Below are 17018 nucleotides of genomic sequence, written 5' to 3'. Positions count from 1 at the left end.
CAACGGCTGGAAGCCCTTCCAACCCTGCCGGAGCCTTTTCCCGCGCGAGTTTCTCGCGCCTACCCTGCCCCTTCATAGGGGGAGTCTTGTCAGGACAACCCATGTCTGATTTAAGTCTTCAACTGCAGCAGGCCGCAAGCCAACTACCAGTTTCAAGCTACTTTGATGACGCGCTGTTCCAGCGCGAAGTCGCCACACTTTTCCAGCGGGGGCCACGCTATGTCGGCCACACACTGGCCGTGCCCGAGGTGGGCGACTACTACGCCCTGCCGCAAGAGGGCGAGGGCCGGGTGCTGACGCGCACGCCGCGCGGCGTGGAGCTGGTGTCCAACGTCTGCCGCCACCGCCAGGCGGTGATGCTCAAGGGCCGGGGTTCGCTCAACACCACGCAGCAAGGCAGCGCAGGGGGGAATATCGTTTGCCCTTTGCACCGTTGGACCTACAGCGGTGGTGCCCATACGCCCACCGGCACGCTACTAGGCGCGCCGCATTTTGCCCAGGACCCGTGCCTGAACCTGAACCAGTACCCGCTGCAAGAGTGGAACGGCCTGCTGTTTGAAGGCACCAGGGATGTCCAAGCCGACTTGGCCAACATGGGCCCGCTGGCCGACCTGGACTTCAGCGGCCACGTGCTGGACCACGTGGAAATGCACGTCTGCGACTACAACTGGAAAACCTTCATCGAGGTCTATCTGGAAGACTACCACGTCGGCCCCTTCCACCCCGGCCTGGGCGGTTTTGTGACCTGCGACGACCTGCAGTGGGAGTTCAAGGAACAGTATTCGGTGCAAACCGTGGGTCTGGCCCAACGCCTGGGCGCAGCGGGCAGCCCAGCCTACCAGCGCTGGCAGGATGCGCTCAAAGCCTACAACCAGGGCGCGGCCCCCAAGCACGGCGCAATCTGGCTCACCTACTACCCCAACGTGATGGTGGAGTGGTATCCGCACGTGCTCACCGTGTCCACGCTGCACCCGATCGGCCCGAACAAGACGCTGAACATGGTGGAGTTCTACTACCCCGAAGAAATCGCCTGCTTTGAGCGCGACTTTGTGGAGGCCCAACAGGCCGCCTACATGGAAACCTGCGTGGAAGACGACGAAATCGCCCTGCGCATGGACGCGGGCCGCAAAGCCCTGCTGCAGCGCGGCGACAACGAGGTCGGCCCCTACCAGAGCCCCATGGAAGACGGCATGCAGCACTTCCACGAGTGGTACCGCCACGCCATAGGCAGCACCACGCTATAATTTTAATAGCTACTAGCGCAGGCGCTACCTACGCTAGCAGTCTATTTTTCATAAATTTAACTCACACATAACCCCAGCCTAACGCCAGAACGGTCAGCGCCAGGGATACCGTGGAACCGGCTTTGCCGGGCCACTGGTATCGCCCCCTGCAAGGGGGTTGGCGCAAGACGCGCAGCGCTGCAGCCTGGGGGTGTACAAAAAATCATGCAGGCTTTATGGATGGTGTTGGCGGCCTTTGTATTTGCCACCATGGGGGTCTGCGTGAAAATTGCCTCGGCCTATTTCAATTCGGCCGAACTGGTGTTTTACCGGGGCCTGATCGGCATGGCGTTTCTGGCCACGCTGGCACGCGCCCAGGGCGTGGGCCTGAGAACCGCTTACCCCGGGATGCACGCCTGGCGCAGCACCATCGGCGTGGCCTCCATGGGTGGCTGGTTCTACGCCATTGCCCATCTGCCGCTGGCCACGGCCATGACGCTGAACTACATGAGCAGCATTTGGATTGCGGCCTTTCTGGTCGGCGGCGCGCTGATCGCCTGGCGGCCCGGCAGCGGCGCAGGCCCCTTGCAGCAAGGTCCGCTGGTGCTGACGGTGATGGCCGGTTTTGTCGGCGTGGTGATGGTGCTGCGCCCCAGCCTGGACCCGAACGAGATGTTTGGTGGCCTGATTGGCCTGCTGTCGGGGCTGGGCTCGGCCTTTGCCTACATGCAGGTGATGGCGCTGGGCCGCATTGGCGAGCCCGAAGCCCGCACGGTGTTTTATTTTGCGCTGGGCTCGGCCGTGGTGGGCGGTGTGGCCACGCTGCTGGTGGGTGCGTCCACGTGGCAATGGGACCATGCCGCCTGGTTGCTGCCGATTGGCATGCTGGCCGCTTTGGGCCAGTTGTTCATGACGCGGGCCTATTCCGGTGCCAAAACCCAAGGCGCCATGCTCACCGTGGCCAGCCTGCAGTATTCGGGCATTGTGTTTGCGGCCATTTACAGCCTGGTGCTGTTTGGCGACCGCATCACCCCCATGGGCTGGTTCGGCATGGCACTGATCATGGCCAGCGGCATTGCCGCCACCGTACTGCGCGCCCGCGCCGCGCCGAACGCCCCGGCCGAAGAACATTGAAAGAGATTCCTCCATGTACACGACCATCCTCTCCGTTGAACAACTCCAGAACCTGCAGCAGCCCCACATGGTGTTTGATTGCAGCTTTGACCTCACCCAGCCCGACGCGGGCGAGCAGGCCTACCGTGCGGCCCACATCCCCGGCGCGGTGTACGCCCACCTGGACACGGCGCTAAGTGCCAAAACCGGCCCGGCCCTATCCGGTGGCCGCCACCCGCTGCCCACGCAAGCAGCCTTTGCCGCCTGGCTGGGCAGCGTCGGCTTTGCCAACGGTATGCAGGCCGTGGTGTACGACCGCAACGGAGTGAACTACGCGGGCCGCCTGTGGTGGATGCTGAAGTGGGTGGGCCATGAAGCCGTGGCGGTGCTGGACGGTGGCCTGCAGGCCTGGCAGGCCGCAGGCGGCGCAGTCCACAGCGGCGAAGAGCTCTCAAAATTTACAACAAACTTCGTTCCAGCGCAGGCGCTGTCTACACTGGTAGCTACAGAAACTGTAGTGAATCAGCTGGGCCGCGCCGGCCTGACTATCCTGGATGCCCGGGCCACGCCGCGGTTCAAGGGCGAGGTGGAGCCGCTGGACCCGGTGGCGGGCCACATCCCCGGTGCACTCAACCGCCCGTTCAGCCACAACCTGGGGCCAGACGGAAAATTCAAGCCCGCCGCGCAGCTGCGCGCCGAGTTCACCGCCCTGCTGGGCAGCCGCGACCCGGCCAGCGTGGTGCACCACTGCGGCAGCGGTGTCAGCGCCAACCCCAACCTGATTGCCATGGAAATCGCGGGGCTGGGCCGCACCGGCCTGTACGCCGGGAGCTGGAGCGACTGGTGCAGCGACCCCACACGCCCCTTCGCCCTAGGCTAGACATCTACAATCTACCCATGCGCGCATACCACATCCTCCCTCTTTTCCTGTTCGGTCTATCCCCTGTGTCCCTTACATGGGCCGCCACCCCTGCGGTACCGATCGACCAGCGCATCCAGCACATCGAAGTGCAGGACGCGGATGTGCGCATCAACGAGCTGCGCATGGGCGGCGAGACGCAAACCATTACCGTCAAACCCACCAACGGCCTACCGGCCTACGAGGTGGTTCCTGCCAACGGCGCGCGCAACCGCACTATTGACGGACGCGACGGCGGCCAGGGCAGCGTGGGCTCGCGGGTCTGGAAACTATTCAACTTCTAAGCATGGCGGTCTACACGAAAGTCTCTTTAAAAGAGGCCAAAGCGCTGGTGCGCCAGCTGGATTTGGGCGAGATCCACGCACTGCGCGGCATCCAGGGCGGTATCGAGAACACCAACTACTTTGCCACCACCGACAGCGGCGAGTTCGTGCTTACCCTGTTCGAGCGCCTGGGCTTTGAGCAGCTGCCCTACTACCTGCATTTGATGCAGCACCTGGCCCGGCGTGGCATTCCGGTGCCCAACCCCATCGCCATCAAGGACGGCAACAAGGCGGGCCAGATCCTGCACACGGTGAAAAAGAAGCCCGCCTCGGTGGTCACCAAGCTGCGCGGCAAAAGCGAGCTGGCCCCTGGCGTGCTGCACTGCGCCGCCGTGGGCGACATGCTGGCGCGCATGCACCTGGCCGGGCGTGACTTCGCCATGGACCAGCCCAATCTGCGCGGCCTGGCCTGGTGGAACGAAACCTCTCCGGTGGTCATGCCGCACCTGGAACCCGCCCAGGCCCAGTTGCTGCAGAGCGAGTTGGCCTACCAAAACCACATTGCCGCCTCCAGCGCCTACGCCGCCCTGCCGCAAGGGGCCATCCACGCCGACCTGTTTCGCGACAACGTGATGTTCGACACGGTAGACGGTGTGCCCCAGCTCAGCGGCTTTTTCGACTTTTACTTTGCGGGCCTTGACGCCTGGCTGTTCGACATCGCCGTGTGTCTGAACGACTGGTGCGTGGACCTGGCCACCGGTGCCCACGACGCAGCCCGCTGCGATGCCTTCCTGGCCGCCTACCAAGCCGTTCGGCCTCTGGCCGCCGCTGAGCGCCAGTTGCTGCCCGCCCTGCTGCGCGCCGGGGCCTTGCGCTTCTGGATCTCGCGCCTGTGGGACTTCCATTTGCCGCGCGAAGCCGCGCTGCTGCAGGCCCACGACCCCTCCCACTTTGAACGCGTGCTGCGCCAACGTGTGCACCACCCCGTTACTCTTTAGCTCCCCATGAAACTCCAAATCGTCCCCGCGCGCACAGGCACCCTGTGGGTGCGGCTGGGCATCCAGACCTTCTTCAAACAACCGCTGGCGCTGGCCGGGCTGTTCTTCATGTGCATGGCCGCACTCAGCATCATCAGCCTGGTGCCGATTCTGGGCAGCATCGTTGCCATGGTGTTTTTGCCCACCATGGCGCTATCCCTGATGGCCGCCACCCAGGAGGCCACCAAAGGCAAGTTCCCCACCCCCAGCATCGTGCTCAGCGCCCTGCGTGCAGGACAAAAAGGCCTGCGCCCGATGCTGGTGCTGGGTGCCCTGTACGCCGTGGGTTTCATGGTGGTGCTGGGCATTTCGGCCGTGGTGGATGGTGGCGAATTCGCCCGCGTCTTTTTGGGCAGCCACGTGGCCGAAGAAGCCAGCGACGAACCACTGCGGCTGCAGGCAGGCATGCTGGCCTTCATGGTCTTGCACCTGCCGCTGTCGCTGGCCTTCTGGCATGCGCCCGCGCTGGTGCACTGGCACGGTATCAGCCCGGGCAAAAGCCTCTTTTTCAGCTTGGTGGCCTGCTGGCGCAACAAGGGAGCGTACGTGGTGTTTGGCCTGACCTGGTTCGGCGTGCTGCTAGCCGTGGGCATGGTGGTGCAGTTGTTGGCTGTACTGCTGGACCAGCCCGCTTTTCTGGGCGTGGGCGCATTCGTCATCACGCTGCTGACCACCTGCATGTTCCTGACTTCCATCTACTTCAGCTTCCGCGACAGCTTTGCTGAAGACGCGGTAGAAGAAAAAGCCCCCGACGCTATTGAATAAATAGCTACTAGCGCATACGAAATATGGGCTAGCAGGTGATTTAAATACTTTTTTGATTCACCCGCCGGGACAGGGCTTCCGCGCTCTCTTTGCGTTCGCTGTAGCGGTCCACCAGGTAGGCCGACGCATCCCGGGTCAACAGGGTGAACTTGAGCAGTTCTTCCATCACGTCCACCACTCGGTCAAAGTACGCCGACGGTTTCATCCGCCCCGCCTCGTCAAACTCCAGAAACGCCTTGGCCACCGACGACTGGTTGGGGATGGTTACCATGCGCATCCAGCGGCCCAGCACGCGCAACTGGTTCACGGCGTTGAACGACTGCGAGCCGCCGCTGACCTGCATCACCGCCAGCGTCTTGCCCTGGGTGGGCCGCACTGCGCCCTGGGTGAGCGGAATCCAGTCGATCTGGGTCTTCATGGTTCCCGTCATTGCGCCGTGCCGCTCGGGCGATGTCCAGACCATGCCCTCGGCCCACAGTGCTAGGTCGCGCAGTTCCTGCACCTTGGGATGCGATTCGGGCGCGTCATCGGCCAACGGCAGGCCGTGCGGGTCGAAAGTGCGGGTTTCCGCCCCCATCGCGGTCAGCAGGCGGGCTGCCTCCTCGCTCAACAGACGGCTGAACGAACGCTCGCGCAGCGAGCCGTACAGCAGCAAGATGCGCGGCGGGTGCGTACTGGGCGGGCCGCTGTGCAGGGCGGCCTGGGTCGGCACATGGAACAAGGCCGGGTCGATATTAAGGAGTACGTCAGGGGACAAGGCGTTCCCCGTGGGCGTTGACGACTTTTTCGCCGTCTTCCTTGGCAAACGCGCCCGATTGCGGCTGCGGCAGGATGTCCAGCACCACCTCGGACGGGCGGCACAACTTGGCCCCCAGCGCCGTGATGACAATGGGCCGCTCCAGCAGGATGGGGTGAGCCACGATGGCATCGAGCAACGCGTCGTCGGTCAGCGCCGGGTTGTCCAGGCCCAGTTCCTCGTACGGCGTGCCCTTCTTGCGCAGCACGGCGCGCACCGGCACGCCCAGTTGGGCAACCAAGGCCAGCAGTTGGGCGCGGCTGGGCGGGGTTTTCAGGTACTCGACCACGGTGGGTTCAATGCCCGCATTGCGAATTAGCGCCAGCACATTGCGCGATGTGCCGCAGGCGGGGTTGTGAAAGATGGTGGTGTTCATGGCAATCTCTCAAAAAAATTAAGCGCTGCGCCGCTCGTACCAGGGCTGGGTGGCGTTGACGATGCGTACCACCAGCAGCATGGCGGGAACCTCGATCAGCACACCCACTACCGTCGCCAGAGCCGCACCCGATTCAAAACCAAACAAACTGATGGCCGCAGCCACCGCCAACTCGAAGAAGTTGGATGCACCGATCAGCGCCGACGGACAGGCAATGGCGTGCTTTTCGCCCACTTGGCGGTTTAGCCAGTAGGCCAAACCGGAGTTGAAAAATACCTGAATCAAAATCGGCACCGCCAGCAGCGCAATCACCAGCGGCTGCCGGATGATGGCATCCCCCTGGAAGGCAAACAGCAGCACCAGCATGAGCAGCAGCGCAGAGATGGACCAGGGCTGGATCTTCTCCATTGCCGCATCAAAACGGGCCTGCCCGCGCGCCAGCAGCCATTTGCGCAGTGCCTGGGCGATCAGCACCGGCACCACGATGTACAGACCCACCGAGGTCAACAAGGTGTCCCAAGGCACGGTGATGCTGGATACGCCCAGCAACAGCGCGACCAGCGGCGCAAAGGCAAACACCATGATCAGGTCGTTCAGCGCCACCTGGGACAGGGTGAAATACGGGTCGCCACCGGTCAGGCGGCTCCACACAAAAACCATGGCCGTGCAAGGCGCGGCGGCCAGCAGAATCAGCCCAGCCACATAGCTGTCGAGCTGTTCGGCAGGCAGCCAGCGGGCAAACAGCAAGCGAATGAACAACCAGGCCAAAAAAGCCATGGAAAACGGCTTGACCATCCAATTAATGAACAGCGTGACGCCAATGCCCTTGAGTTGCCCGCGCACCTGGTGCAGCGCGCCAAAGTCCACTTTCAGCAGCATGGGGATGATCATCACCCAAATGAGCAGGCCCACGGGGAGATTGACCTTGGTGACTTCCATCGCTCCAATGGCCTGGAACACGCTCGGAAAGCCCTGGCCCAGACCGACCCCCACGACGATGCAAATAGCGACCCAGGCCGTCAGAAAACGTTCAAAAAACCCCAAGGGTGCCCCGGCGGCGCGCCGACCGGTAGCTTCACACTGTGCGGACATGGTTCAGGCCTTGGACAGAGAGCGCACGGCGGTCTGCAGCATCAACTTGTCCACACTGGCGGCGGGCAGGTTGACCAGCAAGTCCAGGCGGCGGCGGATGGCATGCAGGGTCTGGCGAAACGCAGCCAGACGCTGCTCCTCGGTGCCCTCTGCCTCCGACGGATCAGGGTAGCCCCAGTGCGCGGTGGCGGGCTGGCCGGGCCAATAAGGGCAGGCTTCCCCCGCAGCGTTGTCGCACACGGTGATCACCAGGTCCATGTGTGGCGCGTTCAAGCCACCAAATTCGTCCCAATTTTTGCTGTGCAGACCTTCAATGCTGACTCCTGCGTTTTGCAACACCTGCAAAGCCAAAGGATTGGGCTGCTGGTTCTCTCGCGGGCTACTGCCTGCGGAATAGGCCTTGAAACGGCCGCGCGCAATGTGGTTCAACACCGCTTCGGCCAGGATACTGCGGGCCGAGTTGTGGGTGCAGAGAAATAAGACGTTGATGGGTTGGGTTTCCATAGGACGCTCCAGTAGTTAAAGATTAGTTGCTATTAAATAAATAGCTAAAAGCGTATATAAAACATACGCTATCGGCCTATTTCTTATAAATTTTGGAATGCAAGCTCGGCCGTGTTCAGGGCCGATGGTTAACAGTCCACACAGCCCCCATCCGTGACCGCGCAGGCTTCGCCCTGGCAACAGTGCTCGGTCAGGTAGCCCAACAGCGCATTCATCTGGTCGAAGTTGGCGCGGTAGATCAGGTTGCGGCCGCGTGGCTCGCTGCTGACCATGCCGGCGTGGGCCAGCTCCTTGAGGTGGAACGACAGCGCGCTGGGGGCCACGCCTAGTCGCTCGGCCATCGCGCCCGGTGTCAGGCCCTCGGCTCCGGCCACCACCAGCGCCCGAAACGCACGCAGGCGCTGCACCTGGGCCAGAGCCAGCAGGGAACGGACGGCGGCAGTTTCTTCCAAAGGAATTGTTTTCATATTTCAATGATAGTTGAAATATTAAGGTAAAAAAAGCACCTCCTTCGGCCTCTGTACGGTTTCACATACCCATCTGCAAAAACGCCACCGGGTCGCGCGCAATGCGCAGGCCTTGCTCGCGGGCATGGGCCAGGGCGTTGTCTTCCGACACAAACGGGTTGTCAAAGCTGAAGGTGCGCTGGCTGGGGATGGGCATGCCGTAGTGCTGCGCAATGCCGACGCGGGCCAGCCAGGTGCCGTCGATCATTGGCTTGGCAAACAGCGAGACGACACAGTCGCCTACGTGGAATTCTTTCAGGTCTGTCATGGCCGGCTCCTAAGGGATTAGTGCCACCATGCTGCACGCCTTGTGTGACGGGATGAAGACAGTGCTGAAACCTTACACGCCCTCGCCTCTTCGAAAGGAGCGGGAGTAATGCGCAACCCTGGCTTACTCCCGCCCTTACAGGGGTTGGCAGGGGGAGGGCCGGTACTTCAGGACATGGGAGTGGGAGTGGGTTTGACTACACTCAGCACCGGCCGCTCCATGCCATAGCGCGGAAAATTGATTTCGCGCGGGCATCACGAATTACTTGGGTACGGCACTTCCCGTCCATTTGACAGAAATTTTGTCGAGCTCACCGGAGGCTTTCATCTTTTCGATGGCCTTGTTCAACCAGTCGCGCATTTCTGTTTCCTCCAATTTGACCGCCATGGAATTGCCCTGGCTAAAGAGTGTGAACTTGATGGCCATATTAGCTTCGGGCTTCTTTTGAATTGCTTCTTTTGCCGTGGCTTCCGGCACCACGCCTGCATCGACCTGGCTGGTCGCAGTGGCCTCTAAAACCGTGGCATCGTCCTGAAAGCGCCCCACCTGAAGCCCCGCCACATTGGCCTTGGTCAGGAAGGCATCCTGGCTGCCACCGCGGTTCACGCCAACTTTTTTACCTGCCAGATCTTCAATTTTTGCAAAAGCAGTGCTTTTGTTAGCCACCACAACCAACCGGAATCCGCTGTACGCCTGGGTGAAAAGGACCTGTTTTTCCCGCTCCGGTGTGACCCCCAGCGTGGCAACAAGAAAGTCTACCTTGCCGCCCTGCAAAGCAGAAATGCGCGCCGGTGGAGGCAGAGAGACCAGCTCGACCTTGACACCCATGTAGGTGCCCACCAGGCGGGCCACGTCAATGTCGTATCCGACCAGCTCACCCTTGTCATTGGTGGATCCGTAAGGCGGCACGCCCGACAAAACACCGATCTTGACCGAGCCCCGTTTGATGAGCTCATCACTGGTAACGGCACCAGCCTGGCTCGCGGCCAACAGCGCCATAGCTCCTACCAGAAACAAAGGGCGAAAAAAGGGTGTATTGCGCATAGATATCTCCGGTTGAATAAAAAGGTGGCTATTTCGCCAAGGTCTGCCGCAAGGCACAAGGCTTAAAAACTTTCCCAGTCATCACTTTTGGCTTGGGTCACAGCGATGGATGTACCGGATTTCACCTTTGCGGGTAGATGCTTAACCGCAGGCATCTTGGATGGCGTTATTTTCGAAATGGGACGCTTCGCTGCGCCGGTATTCGATAGGACGCGCGCAGCCGCGGGACGCGACATTGTCGAGGACATGGGTGGCGCTAGATCGTCGCTTTGGGCCAGCCGGAAGAAACCGATAGCCTGCGTCAAATTCGATGCCTCGTGCTTCAAGGTATCTGCCGCCGCCGCAGACTCTTCGACCAAGGCCGCGTTTTGTTGGGTCATCTGGTCCAGATTGGTGATGGCCTGGCTCACTTGGCTAATGCCAGAGCTTTGCTCTGACGAGGCGCTATCGATCGAACCGATCAACGTCGTGACCCGCTGCACCTGGGAAACGATATCTTGCATGGTCGCGCCCGCTTCATCGACCAGACGCGCGCCCTTTTCGACCGTTTCCACAGATGCCTGGATCAAACCCTTGATTTGTTTTGCAGCCTCGGCACTGCGCTGTGCCAGCGTGCGAACCTCACTGGCCACCACCGCAAAGCCGCGTCCTTGCTCTCCCGCCCGGGCGGCTTCCACCGCCGCGTTCAGTGCCAGGATATTGGTCTGAAAAGCGATGCCATCGATGACCCCAATGATGTCGGAGATCCTTTTGCTGGAAGTTTGGATTCCGCCCATCGTAGTCACCACCTGGCTGACCAGTTGGCCTCCCCTGGCCGCCACATCCGATGCGGAGGCAGACAGTTTATTGGCCTGCATTGCAGCATCGGCACTGCTGGCCACCGTGGCGTTCATCTCCTCCATGGACGCGGCCGTCTGCTCGAGGTTGGCTGCTTGGTTTTCGGTGCGGGCGGAAAGGTCGTGGTTGCCCTGGGCAATCTGGCTGCTGGAGATGCTGACGTTGGCGGCACCTGAGCGAATGGTGGCCACCGTTTGCACCAATTTTTCTTGCATTCGCCGCACGGCAGCCATCACACTGGAGGTATCGCCAGCGCGCAAAACAATTTGCTGCGTGAGGTCGCCGTCGGCTACCAAAGCTACTGCAGTCGCCACTTGTTCAGGCTCTGCGCCGAGTTGGACCCAAACACCCCGGGTCACCGCAGTGGCCACCAGCAGCCCCACAATCACCGCAACGACAACGATGATCGCAACCTGTGTGGTGGTGGTGCTCACGGCATGCCCGGTGGTGAGTGCAGACTCATTGGCATTGCGCTGTTCCAAAGCAATCGCAGCGTCAACTGCATTGAACAACGCCGTTTGAAGGTCTTGCACCGGCCCCAACAAAAGCTTGGTGGCATCGTCCTCCAGGAACTGCCGGGCCAACACGTTGATTTTGTCCAACCCGGCATCGTAGGGCGGTATCGTGTCGTTGATGGTTTTGAGAAGCTGAAGACTCTTGGGATCGCTGACAATCTTGCCCAATTCGGCCACCAGTGCGTTTGCTTTGTCTCGCGGTGCTTTCATTTTGGCGAGTTCCGCATTGGCAATCGACTCGTCTTTGGTGAGCGCCGCGTTGCGTGCAAAACGCCCTTCGGACTGCAAGCTGTCCTTGAGTTGGTTGAATTTGTCTACCGTCACCATCCGGTCTGACACCAACTCTTGGATGCTGAGATTGACATTGCGGAGCTGGACGATGGCCACCGCCGCCAGCAACACAGAAATCAGGATCATCAGCAAAAAACCCGAAAGCAGTCGCGTGGACAGTTTCATGCGATTAAAAGTTTTCAATTTTTATCCCAAATTCGTGTTTCACTATTCAAACACAAGTGCCAGTTTTAATACATATCAAAGCCCATTATTTACTTACATTTCGCAACAATCAACCCAGATGCGCCACCACACGGCCTGCGCCGTGTCACTCCACCGGTGTTAATTTCGCCACGCTCAGCGCCAGCCATTTCACGCCGTGGCGCGGGAAGTTGATCTGGGCGCGGGCATCGTCGCCGCTGCCTTCCAGCAGATTAACTTTCCCCTCGCCGAACTTGGTGTGGAACACCTGCATACCAACCCGTAGGCCATGGCTCGGGGCGGCTTTTTGCGGTGGCACAGGGGGGCTGGCGAAGGGGGCATCTTCTTTATTAAATCGGCCTCCTGCGCTGTACCCACCTGCGCTATTCGCTATAGATTTAGAAGCATAGCCAGATCCATATGCCGAGGGCTTGGAGGTGATCCATTTCAAGGCCGACTCGGGCAACTCGTCGAAGAAACGGCTGCGCGGGTTATAGCGGGTCTGGCCGTGCAGCAAACGGCTTTGCGAAAAACTGAGGTACAGGCGCTGGCGGGCTCGGGTGATGGCCACGTACATCAGGCGGCGCTCTTCCTCCAGGCCTTGGCGGTCGCTGAGCGAGTTTTCGTGCGGGAACAGGCCTTCTTCCATGCCACCGACAAAGACGGCATCGAACTCCAGGCCCTTGGCAGAGTGCACCGTCATCAGCTGCACCGCGTCCTGCCCGGCCTTGGCCTGGTTGTCGCCCGCTTCCAGGGCAGCATGGGTTAAAAAGGCGGCCAGGGGGGACAGGGTCTCGCCGCTGTCCTGGTCGATAAAGCCGTCGGCGGCAGGCAAGCTGGCATCCAGGCCTTGGCTGGCGGGGGATTGGCTCAGCTCGTCCAGCGGCAGGGCCACGGCATCGCGGCCAAAGCCTTGCTGGGAGACGAAGCTTTCTGCGGCGTTGACCAACTCCTCCAAATTCTCCACCCGGTCTTCACCCTCGCGGTCGGCCTTGAAGTGGGCCAGCAGACCGCTGTGGGCCAGCACCAGGTCGATGATCTCGCGCAGAGTGCGGCCTTCGGTCTGCTCACGCAGCACGTCCAGCTTGGCGACAAAGGCACCGAAGTTGGCCCCGGCTTTGCCGGGGATGATGCTGACCGCGTCGTGCAGCGAGCAGCCGCTGCTGCGAGCGGCATCTTGCAAAATCTCAAGGCTGCGCGCGCCGATGCCGCGTGGCGGGAAGTTGACCACGCGCAGAAAGCTGGTGTCGTCGTTGGCGTTTTCCAGCAAGCGCAGATAGGCCAGCGCATGCTTGATTTCGGCCCGTTCGAAGAAGCGCAGGCCACCGAACACGCGGTAAGGGATGGCGGCGTTGAACAGTGCGGTTTCGATCACCCGGCTTTGGGCGTTGCTGCGGTACAGCACGGCGATTTCCTGGCGCGGCATGCCGTCGCGCACCAGCTGCTTGACCTCGTCCACGATCCACTGGGCTTCGTCCAGATCGCGCGGGTTCTCCACCACCCGCACCGGCTCGCCGGGGCCTTGGGTGGTACGCAGGTCTTTGCCCAGGCGGTTGCTGTTGTGGCTGATGAGCTGGTTGGCCGAGTCCAGGATGTTGCTGAAGCTGCGGTAGTTTTGCTCGAGCTTGATCTGCTGGGTCACGCCAAATTCACGTACAAAGTCGGCCATGTTGCCCACCCGCGCGCCGCGGAAGGCGTAGATGCTCTGGTCGTCGTCGCCCACCGCCAACACGCTGCCGCCAGGCATGGCCATGCCTGCGGCCAGGTCCTTGGGGCCGTGGCCGCTGAGCATCTTGATCCAGGCGTACTGGAGCTTGTTGGTGTCCTGGAACTCGTCGATCAGGATGTGGCGAAAACGGCGCTGGTAGTGCTCGCGGATCGGGTCGTTGTCGCGCAGCAGTTCATAGCTGCGCAGCATCAGCTCGCCAAAATCGACCACGCCTTCGCGCTGGCACTGCTCTTCGTACAGGGCGTAGATTTCGATTTTTTTGCGGGTTTGCGGGTCGTGCGACTCCACCGCATCGGGGCGCAGGCCTTCTTCCTTGCAGTTGCCAATAAACCATTGGGTTTGCTTGGCAGGGTACTGTTGGTCGTCTATATTGAATTGCTTCATCAAGCGTTTGATGGCGCTGAGTTGGTCCTGGGTGTCTAGTATTTGGAAGCTCTGCGGCAGGTTCGCCAGCTTGTAGTGCGCGCGCAGCAGGCGATTACACAGGCCGTGGAAGGTGCCGATCCACATGCCGCGCACGTTGAGGGGCAGCATGGTGCCCAGGCGCAGCACCATCTCTTTGGCGGCCTTGTTGGTGAAGGTGACTGCCAGGATGCCGCCGGGGGTGACGCGCCCGGTTTGCAGCAGCCAGGCGATGCGGGTGGTGAGCACCCGGGTCTTGCCGGAACCGGCCCCGGCCAGAATCAGCGCGTGGCCGGTGGGCAGGGTAACAGCCGCCAACTGCTCGGGGTTAAGGTTGTGGAGGAGCGGTGCATCCTGTGCGACCAAGTTAGTATTTGCGGAAAACATAGGCCGATTGTAGGAACCCCATGAAACGACCCCTCGCCCTTGCAGCCACCGCACTGCTACTGGCGCTCCACCAGGCAGCCCTGGCCCAGGCATCCTGCTCCAGCGAAGGCCAACAGGCACCCACAGCGTTGCTGGAGCGCTTTATCAGTGCCGATTGCGAGGCCTGCTGGGCTGACGCGCACGCCGCACTGCCACACCCCGGCGCGGTGGCCCTGGACTGGATCTTGCCGGGTGCGCAGGGCGACGACGCGCCTTTGTCGGCAGCAGCCCTCCAAGACGGCCTGGACCGCCAGCAGGCACTCGGGAGGGCGGTGACCAACAACAACCCACCGCCTTTGCCGTTGTCTCTGCCTTTGCGCGTGGCCCGTGGTCCGGCACTGGGCGGCTACATCGGCACCTCCATCGCCTTGCAAGCCGCCACAGATGCAGCTTACGGCCCGCTCACCGCCTGGCTGGTGCTGGTGGAAACCATTCCGGCCGGAGCCGACGGCACGGCGATCGAACGCAATCTGGTGCGCAATACCTTGGTACTGGACTGGAGCGCAGCGGGTGAACACGCAGAAATCCGCCCCTTGAGCGTTCCCGCAGGCGCCCAATCCACCCGCCTGCGGGTGATCGGCTGGGTGGAGGATGCCCGTGCGCGGGTGGTGGCGGTAGCTCAGTCGGTGTGCCCAACCGCAGACGAATAATCCGCAATGTGGTACTTTGCACCAGCACAGGAGGGCTTGATCCATGTTTTCGGTTTATGGAATTACAGGGCGGGTGTTCACCGGCACGGTAGAGCAACTGCGCCATATCGACAAGGTGAATGCCGCCGCACGGTTACACCCCATCGAGGCGAACGATCTGGCACTAGAACCCGAATTCTCCATACCCACGTATGAGAACGAAACACACCATCCCAAAGCGCTGCTGCCCGCCACGGCTGTCGCCGCCTACACCCAGGTCAGCCAACCCGACACCCCGCGCCAACCGCTGGACAAAGTGGGCTTGCTGATGACGCAACCCGCAGTCACGGTGCGCACCGATGTGCCGCTGGCCATCGCCGCCGCCCTGCTGGCCCGCCACCGTGTCGGCCAGATGCCGGTACTGGACGCACAAGGCCAATTGGTCGGATTGCTGCTGCGGGCCGACATTTACCCCACGCTGGAAAGCCCCAGCGCCACCGACTGGGCCGACCGCATGGCCCTGCCTGTGGCCAGCGTGATGTGGACCCCTGTAGCCAGCGTCACGCCCGACACCGACATCCGCCGCGTCGCCCAGGTGCTGCTGGACACACACTTGCCCGGCCTGCCAGTAGTGGACGACAACGGAAAGCTGACGGGTTTTGTCTCGCGTACCGACATTCTGCGTGCCGTGGCCAACGATCCGCCCTTGGACGTGTGGGGCTGACCCAGACAACAAAAAGCCCGCAGCAGCGGGCTTTTTGTTGTCTGGGTGCACTGAGCGCAATCAGGCGTGTGCTGCGCGGAGTTTCATGGAGAAATCTTGCAGGGCTTTGATACCGCTGCTTTCAGCGCGGTGGCACCAGGCCTGCAGATCCGCCGTGAGCTGTTCACGCGACTGCGAGGTGTTGAGCCACATCTGGCGCAGTTCTTCGCGCATCACCACCATCTTGTCGAGCACGGGGTGGGCGGCACGGGCCTGGTCCAGGTGCGGCTGGGCGGCAGCAGGCACTTTTTCGGCATCGCGGTGTATCCAGCGCTTGGCGGCTTGCAGGGCCGACAGGTCGCCCTGGCGGGCCTTGAGGGCTTCCAGTTCGGCCTTGCAGGCCTGGCGCATTTCGCGGGCAAAACCGGCCATGACTTCGTAGCGGTTGGTGATCAGCGCTTCCAGCGTCTTTTCGTCGGCTACAGGCTTGATGGCACCCAGTTGCAGCTTGGGCGGAGTCTTTTTGACCTTGGCTAGTCCCACTTTTTCCAGAGCGCGGATGTAAACCCAGCCCATGTCGAATTCGTAAGGCTTGACCGAGAACTTGGCCGACGTGGGGTAAGTGTGGTGGTTGTTGTGCAACTCTTCGCCACCGATCAAGATGCCCCAGGGCGAGATATTGGTGCTGGCGTCAGGTGCTTCAAAGTTGCGGTAGCCCCAGTAGTGGCCGATACCGTTGATGATGCCAGCGGCAGTCACAGGAATCCAAACCATTTGCACGGCCCAGACCGACAGGCCGGCCACGCCGAACATGGCCAGATTCAAAATCAGCATCAGGCCCACGCCTTGCCAGCTGAAACGGGTGTACAGGTTGCGTTCGATCCAGTCATTAGGACAACCATGGCTAAACTTGGCGATGGTTTCCAGGTTCTTGGATTCTTTGCGGTACAGCTCGGCACCGGTCCAGAACACGGTTTTGATGCCGTGGGCGTGGGGGCTGTGCGGGTCGTCTTTGGTTTCGCACTTGGCGTGGTGCTTGCGGTGGATGGACACCCATTCTTTGGTGACCTGTCCGGTGCCCAGCCAGAGCCAGAACCGGAAAAAGTGGGCCGGAATGGCGTGCAAGTCCATCGCCCGGTGCGCCTGGTGGCGGTGCAGGTAGATGGTGACACTGGCAATGGTAATGTGGGTGGTAACCAGCGTGTACAACACGATCTGCCACCAGGACAGATTCCACAGACCGTTCGCAAGCCAGTCAACGGCTGCGTTCAACACAGCCCAATCGGGTAACAACATAAGGTAAAAGCCTCGGTTTTTAGAATAGGCGGGCGGTTGAAATGGTACCAGCCAACCTGCTATTGTAAATAAGACCCCTTAAATTACCTAGGGCTCCGTCT

General features: G+C 61.3%; 18 protein-coding genes. 8 read left to right on the top strand and 10 right to left on the bottom strand.

Going from position 1 to position 17018, the window contains the following annotated elements:
* The first annotated feature begins 101 nt into the window (after nt 1-101).
* The 6 genes from AC097L_RS15975 (at nt 102) to AC097L_RS15950 (ending at nt 5320) form a co-directional block, all read left to right on the top strand.
* Nucleotides 102-1244, top strand: a complete 1143-nt coding sequence (locus AC097L_RS15975) for an aromatic ring-hydroxylating oxygenase subunit alpha (protein ID WP_479587525.1) — start codon at nt 102-104, stop codon at nt 1242-1244.
* A 204-nt stretch (nt 1245-1448) separates the two neighbouring features.
* Entirely contained in the window at nt 1449-2357 is a 909-nt protein-coding gene (locus AC097L_RS15970) for a DMT family transporter (protein WP_479587524.1), read from the top strand.
* Nucleotides 2358-2370: 13 nt separating this feature from the next.
* Entirely contained in the window at nt 2371-3216 is an 846-nt protein-coding gene (locus AC097L_RS15965) for a sulfurtransferase (protein ID WP_479587523.1), read from the top strand.
* A 65-nt stretch (nt 3217-3281) separates the two neighbouring features.
* Nucleotides 3282-3539 carry a hypothetical protein gene (locus tag AC097L_RS15960; protein ID WP_479587522.1) on the top strand — a complete coding sequence of 86 codons (258 nt, stop codon included), beginning with the start codon at nt 3282-3284 and terminating at the stop codon, nt 3537-3539.
* Nucleotides 3540-3541: 2 nt separating this feature from the next.
* Nucleotides 3542-4516, top strand: coding sequence for a homoserine kinase (locus AC097L_RS15955; RefSeq protein WP_479587521.1), 975 nt, complete (start codon nt 3542-3544; stop codon nt 4514-4516).
* A 6-nt stretch (nt 4517-4522) separates the two neighbouring features.
* Nucleotides 4523-5320, top strand: coding sequence for a BPSS1780 family membrane protein (locus AC097L_RS15950; RefSeq protein WP_479587520.1), 798 nt, complete (start codon nt 4523-4525; stop codon nt 5318-5320).
* A gap of 40 nt (nt 5321-5360) precedes the next feature.
* Here AC097L_RS15950 and arsH read toward each other — a convergent pair whose 3' ends face one another.
* The 9 genes from arsH to AC097L_RS15905 all read right to left on the bottom strand — a co-directional run bounded on the left by arsH (nt 5361) and on the right by AC097L_RS15905 (nt 14250).
* A complete protein-coding gene (gene arsH, locus AC097L_RS15945) occupies nt 5361-6077 on the bottom strand; it encodes an arsenical resistance protein ArsH (RefSeq protein WP_479587519.1) in 717 nt (238 codons plus the stop codon).
* On the bottom strand, nt 6067-6492 hold the full coding sequence (gene arsC, locus AC097L_RS15940) for an arsenate reductase (glutaredoxin) (protein ID WP_479587518.1): 426 nt from the start codon (nt 6490-6492) through the stop codon (nt 6067-6069). The genes arsH and arsC overlap by 11 nt, the downstream gene beginning before the upstream one ends.
* 18 nt (nt 6493-6510) lie before the next feature.
* Nucleotides 6511-7584, bottom strand: coding sequence for an ACR3 family arsenite efflux transporter (gene arsB, locus AC097L_RS15935; protein WP_479587517.1), 1074 nt, complete (start codon nt 7582-7584; stop codon nt 6511-6513).
* Between the two features lie 3 nt (nt 7585-7587).
* A complete protein-coding gene (locus AC097L_RS15930) occupies nt 7588-8088 on the bottom strand; it encodes an arsenate reductase ArsC (RefSeq protein ID WP_479587516.1) in 501 nt (166 codons plus the stop codon).
* A gap of 128 nt (nt 8089-8216) precedes the next feature.
* The gene (locus tag AC097L_RS15925) at nt 8217-8555 is read right to left on the bottom strand and encodes an ArsR/SmtB family transcription factor (protein ID WP_479587515.1); all 339 of its coding nucleotides are present in this window, start codon (nt 8553-8555) and stop codon (nt 8217-8219) included.
* Between the two features lie 61 nt (nt 8556-8616).
* Nucleotides 8617-8862, bottom strand: coding sequence for a hypothetical protein (locus AC097L_RS15920; RefSeq protein ID WP_479587514.1), 246 nt, complete (start codon nt 8860-8862; stop codon nt 8617-8619).
* A 261-nt stretch (nt 8863-9123) separates the two neighbouring features.
* Nucleotides 9124-9906 (bottom strand): transporter substrate-binding domain-containing protein, encoded by a 783-nt coding sequence (locus AC097L_RS15915; RefSeq protein WP_479587513.1) that lies wholly within the window; start codon nt 9904-9906, stop codon nt 9124-9126.
* Between the two features lie 62 nt (nt 9907-9968).
* Entirely contained in the window at nt 9969-11714 is a 1746-nt protein-coding gene (locus AC097L_RS15910) for a methyl-accepting chemotaxis protein (RefSeq protein WP_479587512.1), read from the bottom strand.
* 145 nt (nt 11715-11859) lie between these two features.
* On the bottom strand, nt 11860-14250 hold the full coding sequence (locus AC097L_RS15905; RefSeq protein WP_479587511.1) for a UvrD-helicase domain-containing protein: 2391 nt from the start codon (nt 14248-14250) through the stop codon (nt 11860-11862).
* Between the two features lie 20 nt (nt 14251-14270).
* Here AC097L_RS15905 and AC097L_RS15900 point away from each other — a divergent pair, with 20 nt between their 5' ends.
* Together AC097L_RS15900 and AC097L_RS15895 are read left to right on the top strand one after the other, a co-directional pair.
* Nucleotides 14271-14939, top strand: coding sequence for a hypothetical protein (locus tag AC097L_RS15900; protein ID WP_479587510.1), 669 nt, complete (start codon nt 14271-14273; stop codon nt 14937-14939).
* A 43-nt stretch (nt 14940-14982) separates the two neighbouring features.
* Nucleotides 14983-15642 carry a CBS domain-containing protein gene (locus tag AC097L_RS15895; RefSeq protein ID WP_479587509.1) on the top strand — a complete coding sequence of 220 codons (660 nt, stop codon included), beginning with the start codon at nt 14983-14985 and terminating at the stop codon, nt 15640-15642.
* Nucleotides 15643-15702: 60 nt separating this feature from the next.
* Here AC097L_RS15895 and AC097L_RS15890 read toward each other — a convergent pair whose 3' ends face one another.
* Nucleotides 15703-16917, bottom strand: a complete 1215-nt coding sequence (locus AC097L_RS15890) for a DesA family fatty acid desaturase (protein ID WP_479587508.1) — start codon at nt 16915-16917, stop codon at nt 15703-15705.
* Between the last annotated feature and the right edge of the window lie 101 nt (nt 16918-17018).

The organism is Rhodoferax sp. RT5P35 (assembly GCF_056521385.1).
Note: the sequence above shows the minus strand (reverse complement) of the source record. Positions and strands in the feature narration are given on the sequence as shown.